Here is a 16,026-nt window from a genome sequence, read left to right on the forward strand (position 1 = left end):
CGCAGCGATGCCGAACGCTGCGCAGCGTTCACCACCTGGCTGCACACCTACAATTGCCACCGCGGCCACACCGCACTCGGCGGCCAACCACCCGCCAGCCGCGTACCTAACCTCTCAGGTCAGTACAGCTAGTCCTTACTGCCGGCCGTCCACTGCAATCCCCAGTTGTAGGCCTTGTCCAGCTTGCGCTGAGATCCGTTGATGTAGTTGACCTCACGGTGCACGTGCAGCGCCCCCTCGGCGTAGTACACCTGAGCGATAGCGCAAATCTTCGCCCCGTTGACCGGCGAGTCCAGCCGCACCTCCACCGGCGGGCCCGACGTCGGGTAGAGCGTCACGACGCCGTCCACCGCCGCCCAATTGGCTGCCCCCGAATAGATCATCGCGAAGATCAGCACCCGCCGGAAGATGTGGGGCGCAGCGAGATTGATGTGCATGTTCTCACCGCCGGCGACGGTCCCGCTCCGATCGTCGCCGTCCAGAGCGATGTAGGGCGGGGTCTGCAGGGATCCGAAGCTGTTGCCCAGCGCCTGAACAACGCCCGCGCTGCCGTCGGTCAGCTCGTAGAGGCAGCCCAGGTCCAGATCGATCGACTTCCCCCGTGCGGCCGACGACCAGTTCAGGTTGACCCGCATCGCCCCCTGGGTTTCCCCGGGCTTGGTCAGGCTCACCGCCGGTGCGGATTTGGTCAGACTGATCGTGGAGACGTTCGCCGCCGGCTGCGGAGCCGGCGTCTGCCGCTTCGTGTAGTCGATTCCCATGGCAGGTCAGCCCGCCAGGGCCGGGGACGCCTTGTCTTCGGTGGGCATGCGCCGATTTCGGATCACGCTCGAGGCGAAGGCAGCCGCGATCAGCACCACCCCGATCAGGCCGGTGACGATCTCGTTGACATGCGTGCCGAGTGAGATGAGCAGGATGAACGCCAGTGCGCCGATGGCCCAGTGTGCCCCGTGTTCGAGGTAGACGTAGTCCGAAAGGGTGCCCTTGCGGACCAGGAAGATCGTGATCGACCGTACGAACATCGCGCCGATGAAGCCCAGGCCCAGCGCGATGATGATGGGGTCGCTGGTGATCGCGAACGCGCCGATCACGCCGTCGAACGAGAACGACGCATCGAGTACCTCGAGGTACAGGAACAGGAAAAAGCTTGCCTTGCCGGTGGTTACGGCCAGCGCCGACGGGCCACCCGATGAGACCTCACCGGATTCGTCGTCTTCATCGATCTCGAACATCGATCCGAGCCCGTCGACGAGGATGTAGGTTCCGATGCCGAGAACACCCGCCAGCAGGACGGTCGACCGATGTGCGTCGTCCGCGAGGAACTCAGCGGAGATCACCAGCAGGCCCAGTGCCACCACCACCGCCAGCTGGTCGAGCTTGCCCGCCTTGGCCAGCGGGCGTTCCAACCAACTGAGCCACGTGATTTCACGGTCGGTGAAGATGAAGTTCAGGAACAGCATCATCAGGAACATGCCACCGAACGAGGCGATCTGCGGGTGGGCGGCGGTCAGCGCGGTCTCGTAGCTCGGGGACCCGTCGGGGAAGTACGCCCCGCCGCCCGGGGGCGGGTTGAGCGCAATGTCCAGTGCGCGAACCGGATCCAGGCCCGCGGTGATCCACACGACGGCGAGCGGGAACACAAGCCGCATGCCGAACACCGCGATCAGGATGCCCACGGTCAGGAACATCTTCTGCCAGAACTCGCTCATCCGGCGCAGCACGGTGGCGTTGATGACCGCGTTGTCGAACGACAGCGAGACCTCGAAGATGCCCAGCACGGCCGCCAGGATCAATGCCTGAGGGCCGCCATAGAGGAACGCGACAACCAGTGCGACTGCGGAGACGAGGAACGAGATTCCGAAGATGCGTATGACCATGGCGATCCCCTTGACAAGTCGGAAAATGGGCGACGACCACCGGCGCGCATAGCGCCGGCGGACGTCGGTGGGTCGGTGTTAGACGTTCACCCCGTAGTCACGGGCGATCCCGGCCAGACCCGAGGCATAGCCCTGACCGATCGCACGAAACTTCCATTCCGCGCCGTTGCGGTAGAGCTCACCGAACACCATCGCGGTCTCGGTCGAGGCGTCCTCGGACAGGTCGTACCGGGCCAGCTCCTTGCCGTTGGAGCGATCGACGACCCGGATGAAGGCGTTCTGAACCTGGCCGAAGCTCTGCGAGCGTGCGTCGGCGTCATAGATCGACACCGGGAAGAAGATGTTGGTGATCGTCGGCGGCGTCGCCGCGAGGTCGACGGTGATGACCTCGTCGTCGCCCTCACCCTCACCGGTCAGGTTGTCACCGGTGTGCTCGATCGAGCCCTCCGGGGACTTCAGGTTGTTGAAGAAGACGAAGTGCTGGTCACTGAGCACCTTCTTGTCAGCACCGGTGGCGATGGCGCTGGCGTCGAGGTCGAAGTCGGTTCCTGTCGTGGTCCGGATGTCCCAACCCAGGCCGACCGCGACCGCGGTGAGGTTCGGTGCCTCCTTGGTCAGCGAAACATTTCCACCCTTGCTCAGACTGACACCCATGCGTTGCTGCCTTCCTTGAACTGTGAGAAAACTGTGTGGGACCAACAGGCAAATGTCTGTCGTGCGGCGCGCCGGGAGCGGTCGACGCCGCGCCCACCACCGTAGTGGATGCGCGGATAGGTGAAACTATTTCAGCTAATCGCCATCGGCTCCACCATTAGGATCGAACCGTGCCCAGTCGCTGGCTGAGGTTGTCTCGCAGCCCGCGCGAAGACAACGACACCCAGATACCCGCTGAACTCACCAGCGCGTTCCTCGACATGGAACGCCGCCTGGATATCGCCGAACAGGCCGTCGAGACGGCCACCGCCCTGCACCCCCAGGTATCGCTGACAGCTGAATGGACCACCGCCCGCGAGCAGGTCTACGCGGCCACCGCCCAATACCTTGGGGTGGTGACGCCGGATTCGACGGCGGCGGGGCCGCGGTTGCCGCTGGCCGAGGTCGCCCGCAGCATCGAGAGCGCCACCGCCGGGCTCGACAGCTTCTACAACCGGCATCGGCGCACCCTGGATGGCGCCACCGGCGCGGCCCTGGCCGCCAGGGCTCAGGCCGACCAGGCACTCGCTGCGGCGATCCCTGCGCTGCAGCGACTGGCCGCACTGGCCCCCGAATTCGCCGACTACCCCTCCGTACGGGCCGCCCGGGGCTCTGTCGAATCCGCCCGCGCCGAAACCCAGGCGGTTCTCGAGCGCGGCGACGTCGCAGCCACCGGTCCCGCCGCGCAACGGCTGCAGAGCAGCATCGCGGCCCTCGACAAGGCGGTCGCCGCGGCCCCTGGCCGCAGCGAAAATGCCTCTCGAACACTGGCTTCGGTACGAACCCGGCTCGACGCCATCACGCACCGCGCCGCCACCATCGGAACCTCGTATTCGGCACTGCTCAGAGAATTCCACGCTGACTCCTCCGCCGACCTGCACGACAACGAAAAACTCGCCCACACTCACCTCGATGTCGCGCGGGCCTGCATCGAGCGAGCCGCACAGGAACTGAACGCACATCGCCCCGAGGAATCCGCGACCCTGGCCGGACAGGCCCGCGAAGAATTGGGTCGCGCGGAAGATCTCGTCGACGCGGTCGCCGACCGGCTCACCACGCTGCGCGCTCTGCGTGCCGACCCCACTGCGCAGGAGCGCGAGATCCGATTCCGGATCCGCGACGCCCAGCGCCTGGCCGTCGATCGCGATGCGGTCGCCGAATGGGGCACCGCACTCGACGCCCAAGTGCCCCGCGTCGACCGCATCGTCGAGGCACTGCACGGCCCGCACCCCGACTATTGGCGATATCACCTCGCCCTCGACGAGGTATCGCAGTTCGTGACCACGATCATAAACCGCATCCGACAACGATCGGCGACGCGATGACCGCCACCGGAGCGATCCACGGCCGGGCAGCCGTCCAGCACTTCCACCACCTGGACGCCGATGAACGTGACCGGTTGTTCCATCTCGCTCCGGAGGAGCTGTCCGCGGACGCCGACCGCGACGTGCTGGCGACGGCACTGGGCGCCACCCTGTACATGCCTGCCGACCGCGCCGACCTGCCCGCGACGATCATCCGCCGCTCGGGCGAGGGAATCTGCTCAATGGTGCTTGACCTCGAGGACGCAGTCGGGGAACACGGGGCCGCTGCCGCCCTCGACAATGCCGTCGCCGCACTCGACGCGCTTGCCGAGCAGCCGAGCCCGCTGCGGGCGATGATCTTCGTGCGAGTCCGAGGCCAGCATTGCATCGAACGCATCACCGCCAACCTCGGCCGTGGCGCAGATGTGCTACTCGGTTTCGTCATCCCGAAATTCGAAGCGGCCACCGGCGAGACCTTCCTGTCCCAGACCGCCGCAGCCGCCGAACTGTTGGGCCGCAAGCTGTACTGCATGCCGGTGCTGGAGTCCCCCCGCGTCATCTACCGGGAGAGCCGCGCGGACGAACTCCAAGCCGTTTCCGAACTGCTTGCCCGGCACCGGGATTCGGTACTCGCCGTGCGGATCGGCGCCACCGATCTGTGCGGGAAATTCGGGATCCGCCGCGACCGCGACCACACCATCTACGACGTGCACGTGGTCGCCTCCGCCATTGCCGACATCGTCAACTACCTCGGCCGCACCGACGGCACGGGATTCGCGGTCACCGGTCCGGTCTGGGAGTACTTCGCCAACCACGAGCGGTTGTTCCGCAGCATGCTGCGCACCACCCCGTTCGTCGAGCACGACGCGGTGCGCTTCCGAGACAAGCTCGTCAGCCGTGACCTCGACGGCCTGCTGCGGGAGATCAGCCTGGATCGCGCGAACGGACTGATCGGCAAGACCGTCATCCACCCGTACCACGCGCCCGCCGTGCACGCACTCTCGGTTGTCACCCACGAGGAATTTCGCGACGCCACCGACATCATCGCCGCCGAAGCCGGTGGGGTACGCCGCTCGGAATACCGCAACAAGATGAACGAGGCTCGGCCACACCGGATCTGGGCCGAGCAGTTGCTACGACGCGCTCAAGTGTTCGGGGTCGCCAACCAGGGCGTCACCTTCGTCGATTTCCTCACCCGACTGGCGGCGAAGTGAACACAGCGCCACCGTGGGCGACCGCACGATTCGGGTTGCGCCTTATCGACGACAACGCCGGAACCGGCGCACACCGGTTGTCCGGGCTGGTGCAGCCGGGACTGCGACGCAACCCGCGCCGTGCCCACCTGCTGGTGTCGACCGTGTTGGGCAAGCACATCGCGGTCTCGCCGGCGATCGTCCGCGACGCGGCCGACCGGCTCGGCGATACCGTCGCCGCGCTGGGCGCCGGCGAGGCCGATGTGCTCGGCATGGCCGAGACCGCAACCGGATTGGGCCATTGTGTCGCCGACCGGCTCGACGCCGCGGTCTACCTGCACAGCACGCGACGCCAGGCCCCCAGCCGCCAGATCTACGCCGAGTTCCAGGAAGGACACTCGCACGCCACCGACCACCTGCTGCAGCCCGCCGGCCCCGCGGTGTTCACCCAGCAACGTCCATTGGTCATCGTTGACGACGAAATATCCACCGGGACAACTGCTCTGGCCACGATCGAGGCCTTGCACCGGCGTCACCCGCGGTCCCGCTACATCATCGCCTCGCTTGTCGACGTCCGCACCGCTGCCGACAAGGCGCTGGCCGAGCACACCGCCCGGGCCCTCGGCACATCGATCGACTTCGTCAGCCTCGCCAGCGGAGCGGTCAGCATCCCCGATGCGCTCACCGAACAGGTCTGCGCCCTGCCCGCGCCCACCCTGAACCCGATCGATCCCGATAGCCAGGGTGACTGCCGGACGGTCGAGCTGACCTGGCCGCCCGACGTGCCCGACGGCGGCAGGCACGGCTTCCTGCGCACCGACGCACCGGCCTTCAGCTCCGCCGTCGCCGGTGCGGCTGCGCAGCTGGCCGCCATGCTCGACCCAGGCCGGCCACTGCTCGTGGTCGGACACGAGGAGCTCATGTATCTGCCGCTGCGAATCGCCGAACTTCTGACCGAACGCGGCTTCATCGCCCGGTTCCAGTCCACGACCCGCTCCCCCGCCTACGTGGTCGACGGCCCCGGCTACCCTCTGCGCACCGGATTCGAGTTCGCCCCAGGAGAATCCGGCGAGACCGGGTTGCGCTACCTCTACAACGGGTGGCCGGGCGTCCCCGGAACCACGCGCGTACAACTCGTGGTCGTCATGGACTCCACCGCGGCACCGGGTGCAGGCGAACTCACCGCCGTACTGGCCGCCGCCGGGTACGACGTCGTGCTCGCCGTGGTCGCCGGCCCGGGCTTCGATGTCCTCACCACGGCGCGGACCGCGTCATGAAAACCCCACTGGCCGGACCGAATTTCGGGAGCTACGCCGCCGACGAGGTCAGCTGGCTGCTCACCGATCTCTCGGAGGTGGCGCTGGAGGCCGACGCGGCCAGCCGCGAGCGCGATATCCAGTCCGGGCGTGCGCATTACGCCGAATCGCTGCCGATCGAATATCAGCCCAATCCCGCCTATCGCGCCCTGTTCGCCGAGGTGCTCACCGACACCGCAGCCCGGCTGGCCACCGCCGTCGGCGTCGTTACCGAGCTGGTGCTCGCCGAGCGCGGCCACGACATCTGCCTGGTCTCGCTCGCCCGCGCAGGCACACCGATCGGCATCCTGATGCGCCGCTGGGCCGCCCGGCATCACGGCCTACAGCTGCCCCACTACGCGGTGTCCATCGTTCGTGACCGCGGAATCGACACCGCCGCACTGCAATACCTGAGCACCCATCACGACCCGGCCAGCGTGGTATTCGTTGACGGCTGGACGGGCAAGGGCGCGATCACCCGCGAGCTGACTGCCGCACTGCGCGCCCACGAAGCCGAGACCGGCGTCCACTTCAACCCCGACCTGGCGGTACTCGCCGACCCCGGCGACTGCGTCCGGACCTATGGCACCCGCGATGACTTCCTGATCGCCTCGGCGTGCTTGAACTCCACGGTTTCCGGGCTGATCTCCCGCACGGTGCTCAACCGCCGATTGATCGGCCGGGACGACTTCCACGGCGCCAAGTTCTACCGCGAGCTGGCCGCCGACGACCGGTCCGGCACGTTCCTGGATACCGTCAGCGCACGCTTCGACGACGTGTTCGCCGCGGCGGCCGCAGAGAGTGCCGCACTGATGTCCACCGATCGAACACCGGGCTGGGCGGGGTTGGCCACCGTCGAGCAGATTCGCCGCGACTACGGCATCACCACAACCAATTTCGTCAAGCCCGGGATCGGTGAGACCACCAGGGTACTGCTGCGCCGCCTGCCCCGGCACATCATCGTGCGCGACCCCGACGCCCCCGAGCACCGGCATATCCGGCTTCTGGCGGCCGAACGTGGCGTGCCCATCTCATGCAACCCCGGCCTCGCCTACGCGTGCGTGGGCCTCATCGATGACGTGGCCCAGTGACCGCGCTCATCGCCAGCGACCTGGATCGCACCCTCATCTACTCCCGCCGGTTCTTCGACAGCGCGGCGCCGGCGGCGCAGTGCGTGGAGATCTACCGCGACGAACCCATCTCGTACATGACGCCGACGGCCGTAGAACTGCTGCAGCAGTTGAGCACTCGACATCTGGTGGTGCCCGTCACCACGCGGACCGTCGCGCAGTACACCCGCCTCACGCTGCCAGGATCCCCATACCGCTACGCGATCACCAGCAACGGCGGGACCATCCTCGTCGACGGCAGCCGGGACATCGCCTGGGCGGACGAGATGGCCGCGCGGATCCGCGACAGCGGACCACCGCTGACCGAGATCCTGGCCGAACTGCAGACCCGCATCCACGACAGCTGGGTGCAGAACCTGCGCACCGCCGAAGACCTGTTCTGCTACCTCGTGGTCGACGAGGCCGCACTGCCCGCCGAGTTCGTACGCGAGTGGCAGCTGTGGTGTGCTCCCCGCGGCTGGACGGTGTCCCAGCAGGGCCGCAAGATCTACACCGTGCCGCTACCGCTGTGTAAATCCCGGGCCGTGGCGGAGCTGCATCGGCGACTGACCGAATCCGGCGAGCTGCCGGCGCACGCGCCGATCATCGCCGCCGGGGACGGTGCCCTGGACGCCAAGTTGCTGGAGCTGGCCGACGCGGCGGTCCGGCCCGCCCACGGCGAACTGCACAGCCTGGACTGGCACTGCGCCCGCCTGCACGTCACCGCCGGCAGCGGAGCCGTCGCCGCCGAAGAGATCCTCACCTGGTTCTGTCAGCAGGTATCGAGCGACATCGAATTAACCACCATGTGCGCCCAACAAGGTTCGAGGAAGGACATCCGTTGACGACACCATTGAGCAAAGGCCAGAACGGACCGCTCAATACCGGGGACCTAGTGATCTCGGTTGAACTCGCAGCGCCGGCTGACCTGTCGGCGCTGCTGGTGACCGACGCCGGAAAGGTCCGCAGCGACGCTGATTTCGTGTTCTTCAACCAGCCAACCGGCCCCGGCGTGCGGCTGGTCCCGGGTCCGCAGGGCCAACCGGCCAGCCTGGGCATCAGTCTGGCCGCGGTGCCTGCCGACATCGCCCGAGTGCGTGCGGTCATCACCCTCGACGACACCAACTCCACCTTCGGCCAGTCCGCCCCACCGGTCGCCAGGATCAGCGATGCCGCCGGAAATGTGCTCTACGAGTACCGCATTGACGGGCTCTCCTCGGAATCGATCGTCATCGCCGCCGAGGTCTACCGCCGTCAGGACGCCTGGAAGGTCCGCGCGGTCGGCCAGGGATATGCCGGTGGCTTCGCCGCACTGGTCACCGACCACGGGGTGACCGTGGACGACGCGCCCGCCGCCCCGGCCGCACCTCCGCCACCAGCAGCGCCGCCGTCGGCACCGCCGCCACCGGCTTACCCGCCACCGGCACCGCCACCACCGGCTTACCCGCCACCCGCACCGCCACCACCACCGGCCTACCCGCCACCGGCCCCACCACCAGCGGCCTACCCGCCGCCCGCTGCACCACCGGCCTACCCACCACCGGCACCGCCACCACCGGCCTACCCACCACCGGCTCCACCGCCGGCGCCCGCGGCCGCCGGCGGCGGCGAGGTCAGCCTCGTCAAGGGCCGGACCGTCAACCTGTCCAAGGGTCAACGGGTTTCGCTGCGCAAGGACGATGGCGTGGCGCTCACGCAGATCCGGATGGGCCTCGGTTGGGACCCCATCAAATCGCGCGGCATGTTCGGCAACCGCACCCCTGACATCGATCTGGACGCGTCGGCGATTCTCTTCGCCGACCAGCAGGTCGCCGACGTCTGCTACTACGGTCAGCTCGCCTCCAAGGACGGTTCGATCCGGCACCAGGGTGACAACCTCACCGGCGAGGGCGAGGGCGACGACGAGGTCATCAACGTCGACCTCACCCGGGTCCCCGCCTACGTCACCACGGTGATCTTCACCGTGACCTCCTACCGCGGACACACGTTCGACATGCTGTCCAACGCGTTCTGCCGGCTGGTCGATGCAACCACCAATGCGGAGCTGGCTCGCTACACGCTGCAAGGAGCCGGGATGCGCTACACCGGAATGGTGATGGCCAAGTTCTTCCGGGCCGGCCAGGAGTGGAAGATGCAGGCCATCGGCGAGGGCATCACCGCCAAGCACGCCGGCGAGGCCATTCCCCAGATCACCCGGTTCCTCTGAACCCATGGCACAGCTCACCGCCGGTCAGAACAGCGAATTAAGCTCCCCCGCGCTGACATTCACCGTCGCGCCGGCGCACTTCGCCGTAGCGGCGCTGGTCCTCGACGACCAGCGCCGCGCCCTGCCGGACGGGTACATCGACGGCAGCGGGCCATCACGGCACGCTGGTGTCGACGTGCAACCCGGGCGGCTCCTGGTCAACCTCGACCTCGTGGCAGCCGAGGTGGGGTATGTGCTGTGCGTGGCGCTCGAGGCACAACCCGGTTCGGCTGCGCTGTCTGCCAACCTCACCGACAGCCACGGCCAGACCACCGAGTTCACCGTCGCCGAGGTACACCCCGTGGTCATCGGATTCGAACTCTACCGCCGCGGGACAGGGTGGAAAGTGCGCGCAATCGGACAGGGTTACGCCGGTGGTGCACCGGAAATGGCTCGGGCTCATGGCATTACGGTCGCTGCAGCACCCGTGCCTGAAACCCCGGCCTCGGCCGTGCCGATCACCCCGCTGGGCGACCAGAATCCGCTCGAACGCATCTCGATGATCTACGAAGACGCCGCCCGCTGCTCAGCCGCGCTGCTGACCGCCCACAGTTTCGCCGCCGACCGACTCGACACCGAGATGTCAGCTGCCGTAGCGGATCCCGGCACCCGCAACACCGCCGAGGGCCAGCAGGCGATGACCGAGGCTCAGCGTCGCCACGACGACCTGATCGCGGTGGCCACCGCCGACTACGAACGCGACGCAGCCCACTTGGCGGCCGAGCTCGACGCCCTCGATGGCGAACTGCCCGCGGCTCTGGCCTCCTGGAACTCCGCCGCCTGGCAGCGTCCGCCCCGGCCGACCGTGGGTATCCGGCTCGGTACGCTCACCATGCCCGCCATCGGGGCGTTGGCGATCCCGTTGTGCATCACGGCGCCGATACGCCGGCCGATCTGGATCGACACCCGCGAGCCCGCCGCCGCCATCCCGGTGCTCGCGTCGCTGCTCACCCGATTGCTGGCCGCAACGCCACACAGCAACGCCGAAATCGACGTCATCGACCTTGCCGATGTGCTCGGCCCTCTCACCGATCACCTGCGGGCTTACCTGCCGCGGCCTGCCGTGACGGCCCACACCGATGCGGGAGACCGCCTGCAGCACTTGGTCGCCCGGGCCGAGTTGGCGTCGATGGACGATTCGGCCGACCCGCCGGTCAGTCCAGGCATCGTGGTGATCACCGACCCCGGATACGGCTTCGCGCCAGACGCCATCGGGGCCACCGCACAGTTGATCGGCAGCAGCGTCGACGCGGGCATCTCGGTGGTGTTCGTCGGCGATCACGCCGATGCCACCGGCTCCGCATCGGTTGCGCTGTTGCGCGACATCGCCGAATTCTGTCATCACATCCGCGTCGACGCCGACGACTCCGGGATGTTGGATCCCTGGACCCACAGCCCGTGGCGCTTCGTCCCCGATACCCTGGCTCCGGGTCCCCGGCTTGCCGATTACATCGGGTTGCTGTCAGCAGGCCGCTAGCTCGACCCGGGTATCTCCATACCGGCGTACCGGCCACACCGTCCAGCCGGGCGGCCAGCTGAGTTCGGTAGAGGACGCCGGACGTTCGACAACGACGACACCGTCCTGGCGCAGCCAGCCGTTGCGTATCAGACTGTCCAACAGTGCTTCGATCTCGACTGTCGACACCTCGTAGGGCGGATCGGCGAGCACCAGATCCACCGGCTCGTCCGTCCCCGCCGCGAGCACCGTGGCGACCGCACCGCGCCGCACGGTCGCGCCTGCCAGCCCGAGGGCATCGATGTTGCGTTTGATGACCGCCGCTGCGCGCGAATCGCTTTCGACGAACAGCGCCGAGGCCGCACCGCGCGACAACGCTTCGAGTCCGAGCGCACCCGAGCCGGCGTACAGATCCAGCACTCTCAGTCCGTCGAAATCTCGGCGGGCGGCAAGGACATTGAACAACGCCTCGCGGACGCGATCGGTCGTCGGCCGGGTTCCGCGCGGCGGCACATCGATGCGTCGACCACCGGCGGTGCCTCCGACGATGCGGGTCAGTACATTCCCCCGGTCGCTGCGCTCCTGCCCGCCGAACCCGATCCTCCGGTCAGTCCCTCCGAACCGATCACGACCAGGAGGTCGCCGCCCTCGACCTGGGCGGTGCTGGCCACGGCGACGCGGTTGACGGTCCCGGACTTCGGTGCGGTGATCGCGGCTTCCATCTTCATCGCCTCGATGGTGGCGATGGTCTGTCCGGCGTCCACCTTGTCGCCGACGGCCACTGCGACGGTGACGACACCGGCGAACGGCGCGGCGACGTGATCGGGGTTGGTGCGATCGGCTTTCTCGGCGGTCGGGACGGTTTCGGCGACGCTGGTGTCGCGCACCAGCACCGGCCGCAGTTGGCCGTTGATGATGCACATCACCGTGCGCATCCCGCGTTCGTCGGGTTCGGAGATGGCTTCCAGTCCGACGATCAGTTCGACGCCGCGTTCGAGCTCGATACGGTGCTCGTCGCCGTGGCGCAGGCCGCTCCAGAACTGGTTGGCGCTCAGGCCCGAGGTGTCGCCGTACTCCTCGCGGTGGGCCTCGAACTCCCGTGTCGGACCGGGGAACAGCAACCGATTCAAGGTTGCCTGGCGCAGCGGGCCGGGTTCGCCGAGAATCTTCTCGTCCTCGACTGACAGCGGCTGCTCGGGCTTGGCCGCCGCACGGCCTTGCAAGGCTTTGGTGCGCAACGGTTCCGGCCAGCCGCCGGGCGGGTCGCCGAGCTCGCCGCGCAGGAAGCCGATCACCGAATCCGGGATGTCATGGCGCGCGGGGTCTTCGGCGAACTCCTCGGCGGTGATCCCGGCACCGACCAGGGCCAGCGCCAGATCGCCCACCACCTTGCTCGACGGGGTGACTTTGACCAGGCGGCCCAGGATCCGGTCGGCGCCCTCGTAGGCGTCCTCGATGTCCTCGAAGCGCTCACCCAGGCCCAGCGCGATCGCCTGGGTGCGCAGGTTGGAAAGCTGGCCGCCGGGAATCTCGTGATGGTAGACCCGGCCGGTCGGCGCGGGCAGGCCGGACTCGAACGGGGCGTACACCCGTCGCAGCAGTTCCCAGTACGGCTCCAGGTCGCAGACCGCGTCCAGGTTCAGGCCGGTGTCGAACGGGGTGTGTGCCGCGGCGGCGACGATCGCAGACAGCGGCGGCTGGCTGGTGGTGCCCGACAGCGGGGCGGCGGCTCCGTCGACCGCGCTGGCTCCCGCGTGCCAGGCCGCGGTGTAGGTGGCGAGTTGGCCGCCGGGGGTGTCGTGGGTGTGCACGTGCACCGGCAGGTCAAAACGGCTGCGCAGCGCCGAGACCAGGGTGGCCGCCGCAGGCGGGCGCAGCAGGCCGGCCATGTCCTTGATCGCCAGCACGTGCGCACCGGCGTCGACGATCTGCTCGGCCAGCCGCAGCCAATAGTCCAGCGTGTAGAGCGTCTCGGCGGGGTTGGACAGATCGCCGGTGTAGCTCATCGCGACTTCGGCGACCGCGGAACCGGTTTGGCGCACCGCATCGATCGCCGGCCGCATCGACTCGACGTTGTTGAGCGCGTCGAAGATGCGGAAGATGTCGACACCGGTACGGGTGGCCTCATCGACGAACGCGTGCGTCACCGCTTCCGGGTACGGCGTGTAGCCCACGGTGTTACGCCCGCGCAGCAGCATCTGCAGACAGATGTTGGGGATCGCCTCACGCAGCGCAGCCAGCCGCTCCCACGGATCTTCCTTCAGGAAGCGAAGCGCCACATCATATGTCGCCCCTCCCCAGCACTCGATCGAGAGCAGTTCCGGTGTCATCCTGGCGACGTAAGGGGCGACCTTCAGCAGACCCGAGGACCGCACCCGCGTCGCCAACAGGGACTGGTGCGCGTCGCGGAACGTCGTATCGGTGACGCCGACGGCCGGGGAATCCTTGAGCCACTGGGCGAATCCCGCAGGGCCCAGTTCGACCAGGCGCTGCTTGCTGCCCGGCGGCGGCGTCGTCGACTCGATGTCGATGGCGGGCAGCTTGTCCTGCGGATAGACGCGGTCGCGGTCCCGATACGGTGAGTTGACCGTCACCTCGGCCAGGAACTTGAGCATCTTGGTGCCACGGTCGGCCGAGGCCCGCGAGGTCAGCAGTTCCGGGCGCTCATCGATGAACGACGTGGTGATCCGGCCGGCCTGGAAATCCGGGTCGTCCAGAACCGCTTGCAGGAATGGGATATTCGTCGACACACCGCGGATGCGGAACTCGGCCACCGCGCGCCTGGCCCTGGCCACCGCAGTGGAGAAGTCCCGCCCGCGGCAGGTGAGCTTGACCAGCATCGAGTCGAAATGCGCGGCGACATCCGCACCGAGATGCGTCCCACCGTCCAGCCGGATGCCAGCCCCGCCCGGTGAGCGGTAGGTGGTGATCCGACCGGTGTCGGGCCGGAACCCGTTGGCCGGGTCCTCGGTGGTGATGCGGCATTGCAGTGCCGCCCCGTGCGGTGCGATGGCTTCCTGGCTCAGGCCAAGGTCGGCCAGCGTCTCCCCCGACGCGATCCGCAGTTGGGCCGACACCAGGTCGACGTCGGTGATCTCCTCGGTCACCGTGTGTTCCACCTGGATCCGGGGATTCATCTCGATGAACACATGCCGGCCGCGCTCGTCGAGCAGGAATTCGACGGTGCCCGCACAGCTGTAGCCGATCTGCCGGGCGAAGGCGACCGCGTCGGCGCAGATCTTTTCCCGCAGAGCAGGATCCAAATTGGGGGCCGGAGCCAGCTCGATGACCTTCTGATGGCGGCGCTGCACACTGCAGTCGCGCTCGTAGAGGTGGATGACGTTGCCGTAGGTGTCGGCCAGTATCTGCACCTCGATATGGCGGGGATTCACCACGGCCTGCTCGAGGAACACCGTCGGGTCGCCGAACGCCGACTCTGCCTCCCGACTGGCCGCCTCGATGGCCTCGGCCAGCGCCGACGGCTCGGCCACCCGGCGCATCCCCCGCCCGCCACCACCAGCGACAGCCTTGACGAACACCGGGAAGGTCATCGCCTTGGCGGCCTCGACCAGCTCCGCCACCGACGCCGACGGCTCCGAGGAGGCGAGCACCGGTAGACCCGCGTCCCGGGCGGCGGCGATCGCGCGCGCCTTGTTACCCGTCAGCTCCAGGATCGAGGCGTCGGGCCCGATGAACGTGATACCCGCGGCCGCACACGAGGCCGCCAACTCCGGATTCTCCGACAGGAAGCCGTAACCCGGATAGATCGCATCAGCGCCGGCGGCTCGGGCGGTGGCCACGATCTCGTCCACCGACAGATATGCCCGCACCGGGTGCCCGATATCGCCGATCTGATACGACTCGTCGGCCTTCAACCGATGCAACGAGTTGCGATCCTCATAGGGATAAATCGCAACCGTGCCGATACCCATCTCGTAGGCGGCACGGAAGGCGCGAATCGCGATCTCACCGCGGTTGGCAACGAGGACTTTGGAAATCACCCAAGTACCCTACCCGCGCGGCCCACCCCCACGCCGGGAGACTAGATCAACGTTGACCAGTAGTTCCAGAACCGGACCAGGATCATCAAGACGATCGCTGTGAACCAGAGGGCGACGATCGACCAGCGCCAGGTGTAGATCACTCGGGCCACCGGGTTGCCGCCGACCGGGAATGCAATCGACGACACCACGACCAGCAGCGGGATCGTGACCGCCCACACCACCATGCAGTACGGGCACAACGCGCCGATGCGGTACAGCGTCTGGAAGATCAGCCAGTGAATGAACACCACGGCCAGCGTGGTGCCGATCGTCAGGCCCACCCAGTACCAGCGGGGCAGGCGCACCTTCGTCACCGCGAGCATGCCGGTGACCACGACGACCGAGAACCCGGCGATACCGATCAACGGATTGGGGAAGCCGAATGCCGACGCCTGCTCGGTGATCATCACCGAGCCGCACGACAAAACCGGGTTGATGCTGCAACTCGGCACGTAGGACGGATTGAGAAGAATCTCGATCTTCTCGATCGTCAGGGTGGCCGATGAGAGCAGTCCGACCACGCCGGCGATCAGCACCCACCACGCGCTGGCCGCGCGGACCACGACCCCGCCCGACGCGGGCCCCGCCTGCGCGGAGTCCGTCGGTTCCACCGGGGCCGGGGTCGTCACGCTCATGGCGTCGGCGTCGTCTGACTCCGCGCACGCGGGGCTCGCCTCCCTCTCTTAACCACACCTGACGCTGCCGTCGTCAACCCTTCTGGATAATCCTCTGCTCGCCGTAGCTTGAAATTAAATACTGACTACACAACACGTCAACTACACACACAATAATATACCAATACGAGACAATA

General features: G+C 67.5%; 13 protein-coding genes and 1 pseudogene. 8 read left to right on the forward strand and 6 right to left on the reverse strand.

Annotation, left to right across the window (positions count from 1 at the left end; translation table 11 throughout):
* Window positions 1-132: pseudogene (locus HPC46_RS32210) on the forward strand (IS481 family transposase); the annotation flags it as partial.
* Here HPC46_RS32210 and HPC46_RS32215 read toward each other — a convergent pair.
* The 3 genes from HPC46_RS32215 to HPC46_RS32225 form a co-directional block, all read right to left on the reverse strand.
* Window positions 129-761, reverse strand: a complete 633-nt coding sequence (locus tag HPC46_RS32215) for a TerD family protein (RefSeq protein ID WP_179476109.1) — start codon at window positions 759-761, stop codon at window positions 129-131. The pseudogene HPC46_RS32210 and the gene HPC46_RS32215 sit on opposite strands and share 4 nt — an antisense overlap.
* 6 nt (window positions 762-767) lie before the next feature.
* Window positions 768-1,877 carry a DUF475 domain-containing protein gene (locus tag HPC46_RS32220; protein ID WP_179476110.1) on the reverse strand — a complete coding sequence of 370 codons (1,110 nt, stop codon included), beginning with the start codon at window positions 1,875-1,877 and terminating at the stop codon, window positions 768-770.
* A 78-nt stretch (window positions 1,878-1,955) separates the two neighbouring features.
* The gene (locus tag HPC46_RS32225) at window positions 1,956-2,531 is read right to left on the reverse strand and encodes a TerD family protein (protein ID WP_179476111.1); all 576 of its coding nucleotides are present in this window, start codon (window positions 2,529-2,531) and stop codon (window positions 1,956-1,958) included.
* Window positions 2,532-2,701: 170 nt separating this feature from the next.
* Between HPC46_RS32225 and HPC46_RS32230 the strand changes: the two genes are divergently transcribed.
* From HPC46_RS32230 to HPC46_RS32260, 7 genes are read left to right on the forward strand one after another with little or no spacing between them, the layout of a single operon-like run.
* Window positions 2,702-3,895, forward strand: a complete 1,194-nt coding sequence (locus HPC46_RS32230) for a hypothetical protein (RefSeq protein WP_179476112.1) — start codon at window positions 2,702-2,704, stop codon at window positions 3,893-3,895.
* Window positions 3,892-5,088, forward strand: coding sequence for an HpcH/HpaI aldolase/citrate lyase family protein (locus HPC46_RS32235; RefSeq protein ID WP_179476113.1), 1,197 nt, complete (start codon window positions 3,892-3,894; stop codon window positions 5,086-5,088). Before HPC46_RS32230 ends, HPC46_RS32235 begins: the two co-directional genes overlap by 4 nt.
* Complete coding sequence (locus HPC46_RS32240; RefSeq protein WP_179476114.1) at window positions 5,085-6,344, forward strand: phosphoribosyltransferase domain-containing protein; 1,260 nt, start codon at window positions 5,085-5,087, stop codon at window positions 6,342-6,344. Before HPC46_RS32235 ends, HPC46_RS32240 begins: the two co-directional genes overlap by 4 nt.
* Window positions 6,341-7,453, forward strand: a complete 1,113-nt coding sequence (locus tag HPC46_RS32245; protein WP_179476115.1) for a cysteine protease StiP family protein — start codon at window positions 6,341-6,343, stop codon at window positions 7,451-7,453. The genes HPC46_RS32240 and HPC46_RS32245 overlap by 4 nt, the downstream gene beginning before the upstream one ends.
* On the forward strand, window positions 7,450-8,316 hold the full coding sequence (locus tag HPC46_RS32250) for an HAD family hydrolase (protein WP_179476116.1): 867 nt from the start codon (window positions 7,450-7,452) through the stop codon (window positions 8,314-8,316). The genes HPC46_RS32245 and HPC46_RS32250 overlap by 4 nt, the downstream gene beginning before the upstream one ends.
* The gene (locus tag HPC46_RS32255; RefSeq protein ID WP_179476117.1) at window positions 8,313-9,677 is read left to right on the forward strand and encodes a TerD family protein; all 1,365 of its coding nucleotides are present in this window, start codon (window positions 8,313-8,315) and stop codon (window positions 9,675-9,677) included. The genes HPC46_RS32250 and HPC46_RS32255 overlap by 4 nt, the downstream gene beginning before the upstream one ends.
* Before the next feature lie 4 nt (window positions 9,678-9,681).
* Window positions 9,682-11,193 (forward strand): TerD family protein, encoded by a 1,512-nt coding sequence (locus HPC46_RS32260; protein WP_179476118.1) that lies wholly within the window; start codon window positions 9,682-9,684, stop codon window positions 11,191-11,193.
* Here the strand turns inward: HPC46_RS32260 and rsmD are convergent.
* Genes rsmD through HPC46_RS32275 form a run of 3 tightly spaced genes read right to left on the reverse strand, consistent with a single transcriptional unit; the run spans window position 11,179 to window position 15,850 of the window.
* Entirely contained in the window at window positions 11,179-11,730 is a 552-nt protein-coding gene (rsmD, locus tag HPC46_RS32265) for a 16S rRNA (guanine(966)-N(2))-methyltransferase RsmD (RefSeq protein WP_179476121.1), read from the reverse strand. The two genes, HPC46_RS32260 and rsmD, sit on opposite strands and share 15 nt — an antisense overlap.
* The gene (locus tag HPC46_RS32270) at window positions 11,727-15,173 is read right to left on the reverse strand and encodes a pyruvate carboxylase (protein ID WP_179476119.1); all 3,447 of its coding nucleotides are present in this window, start codon (window positions 15,171-15,173) and stop codon (window positions 11,727-11,729) included. The genes rsmD and HPC46_RS32270 overlap by 4 nt, the downstream gene beginning before the upstream one ends.
* Before the next feature lie 41 nt (window positions 15,174-15,214).
* Window positions 15,215-15,850: a vitamin K epoxide reductase family protein gene (locus HPC46_RS32275; RefSeq protein WP_179476120.1), complete on the reverse strand. Its 636-nt coding sequence runs from the start codon at window positions 15,848-15,850 to the stop codon at window positions 15,215-15,217.
* Window positions 15,851-16,026: the final 176 nt, after the last annotated feature.

The sequence above is a fragment of the Mycolicibacterium vinylchloridicum genome (assembly GCF_013404075.1).
Taxonomy (GTDB): Bacteria; Actinomycetota; Actinomycetes; order Mycobacteriales; family Mycobacteriaceae; genus Mycobacterium; species Mycobacterium vinylchloridicum.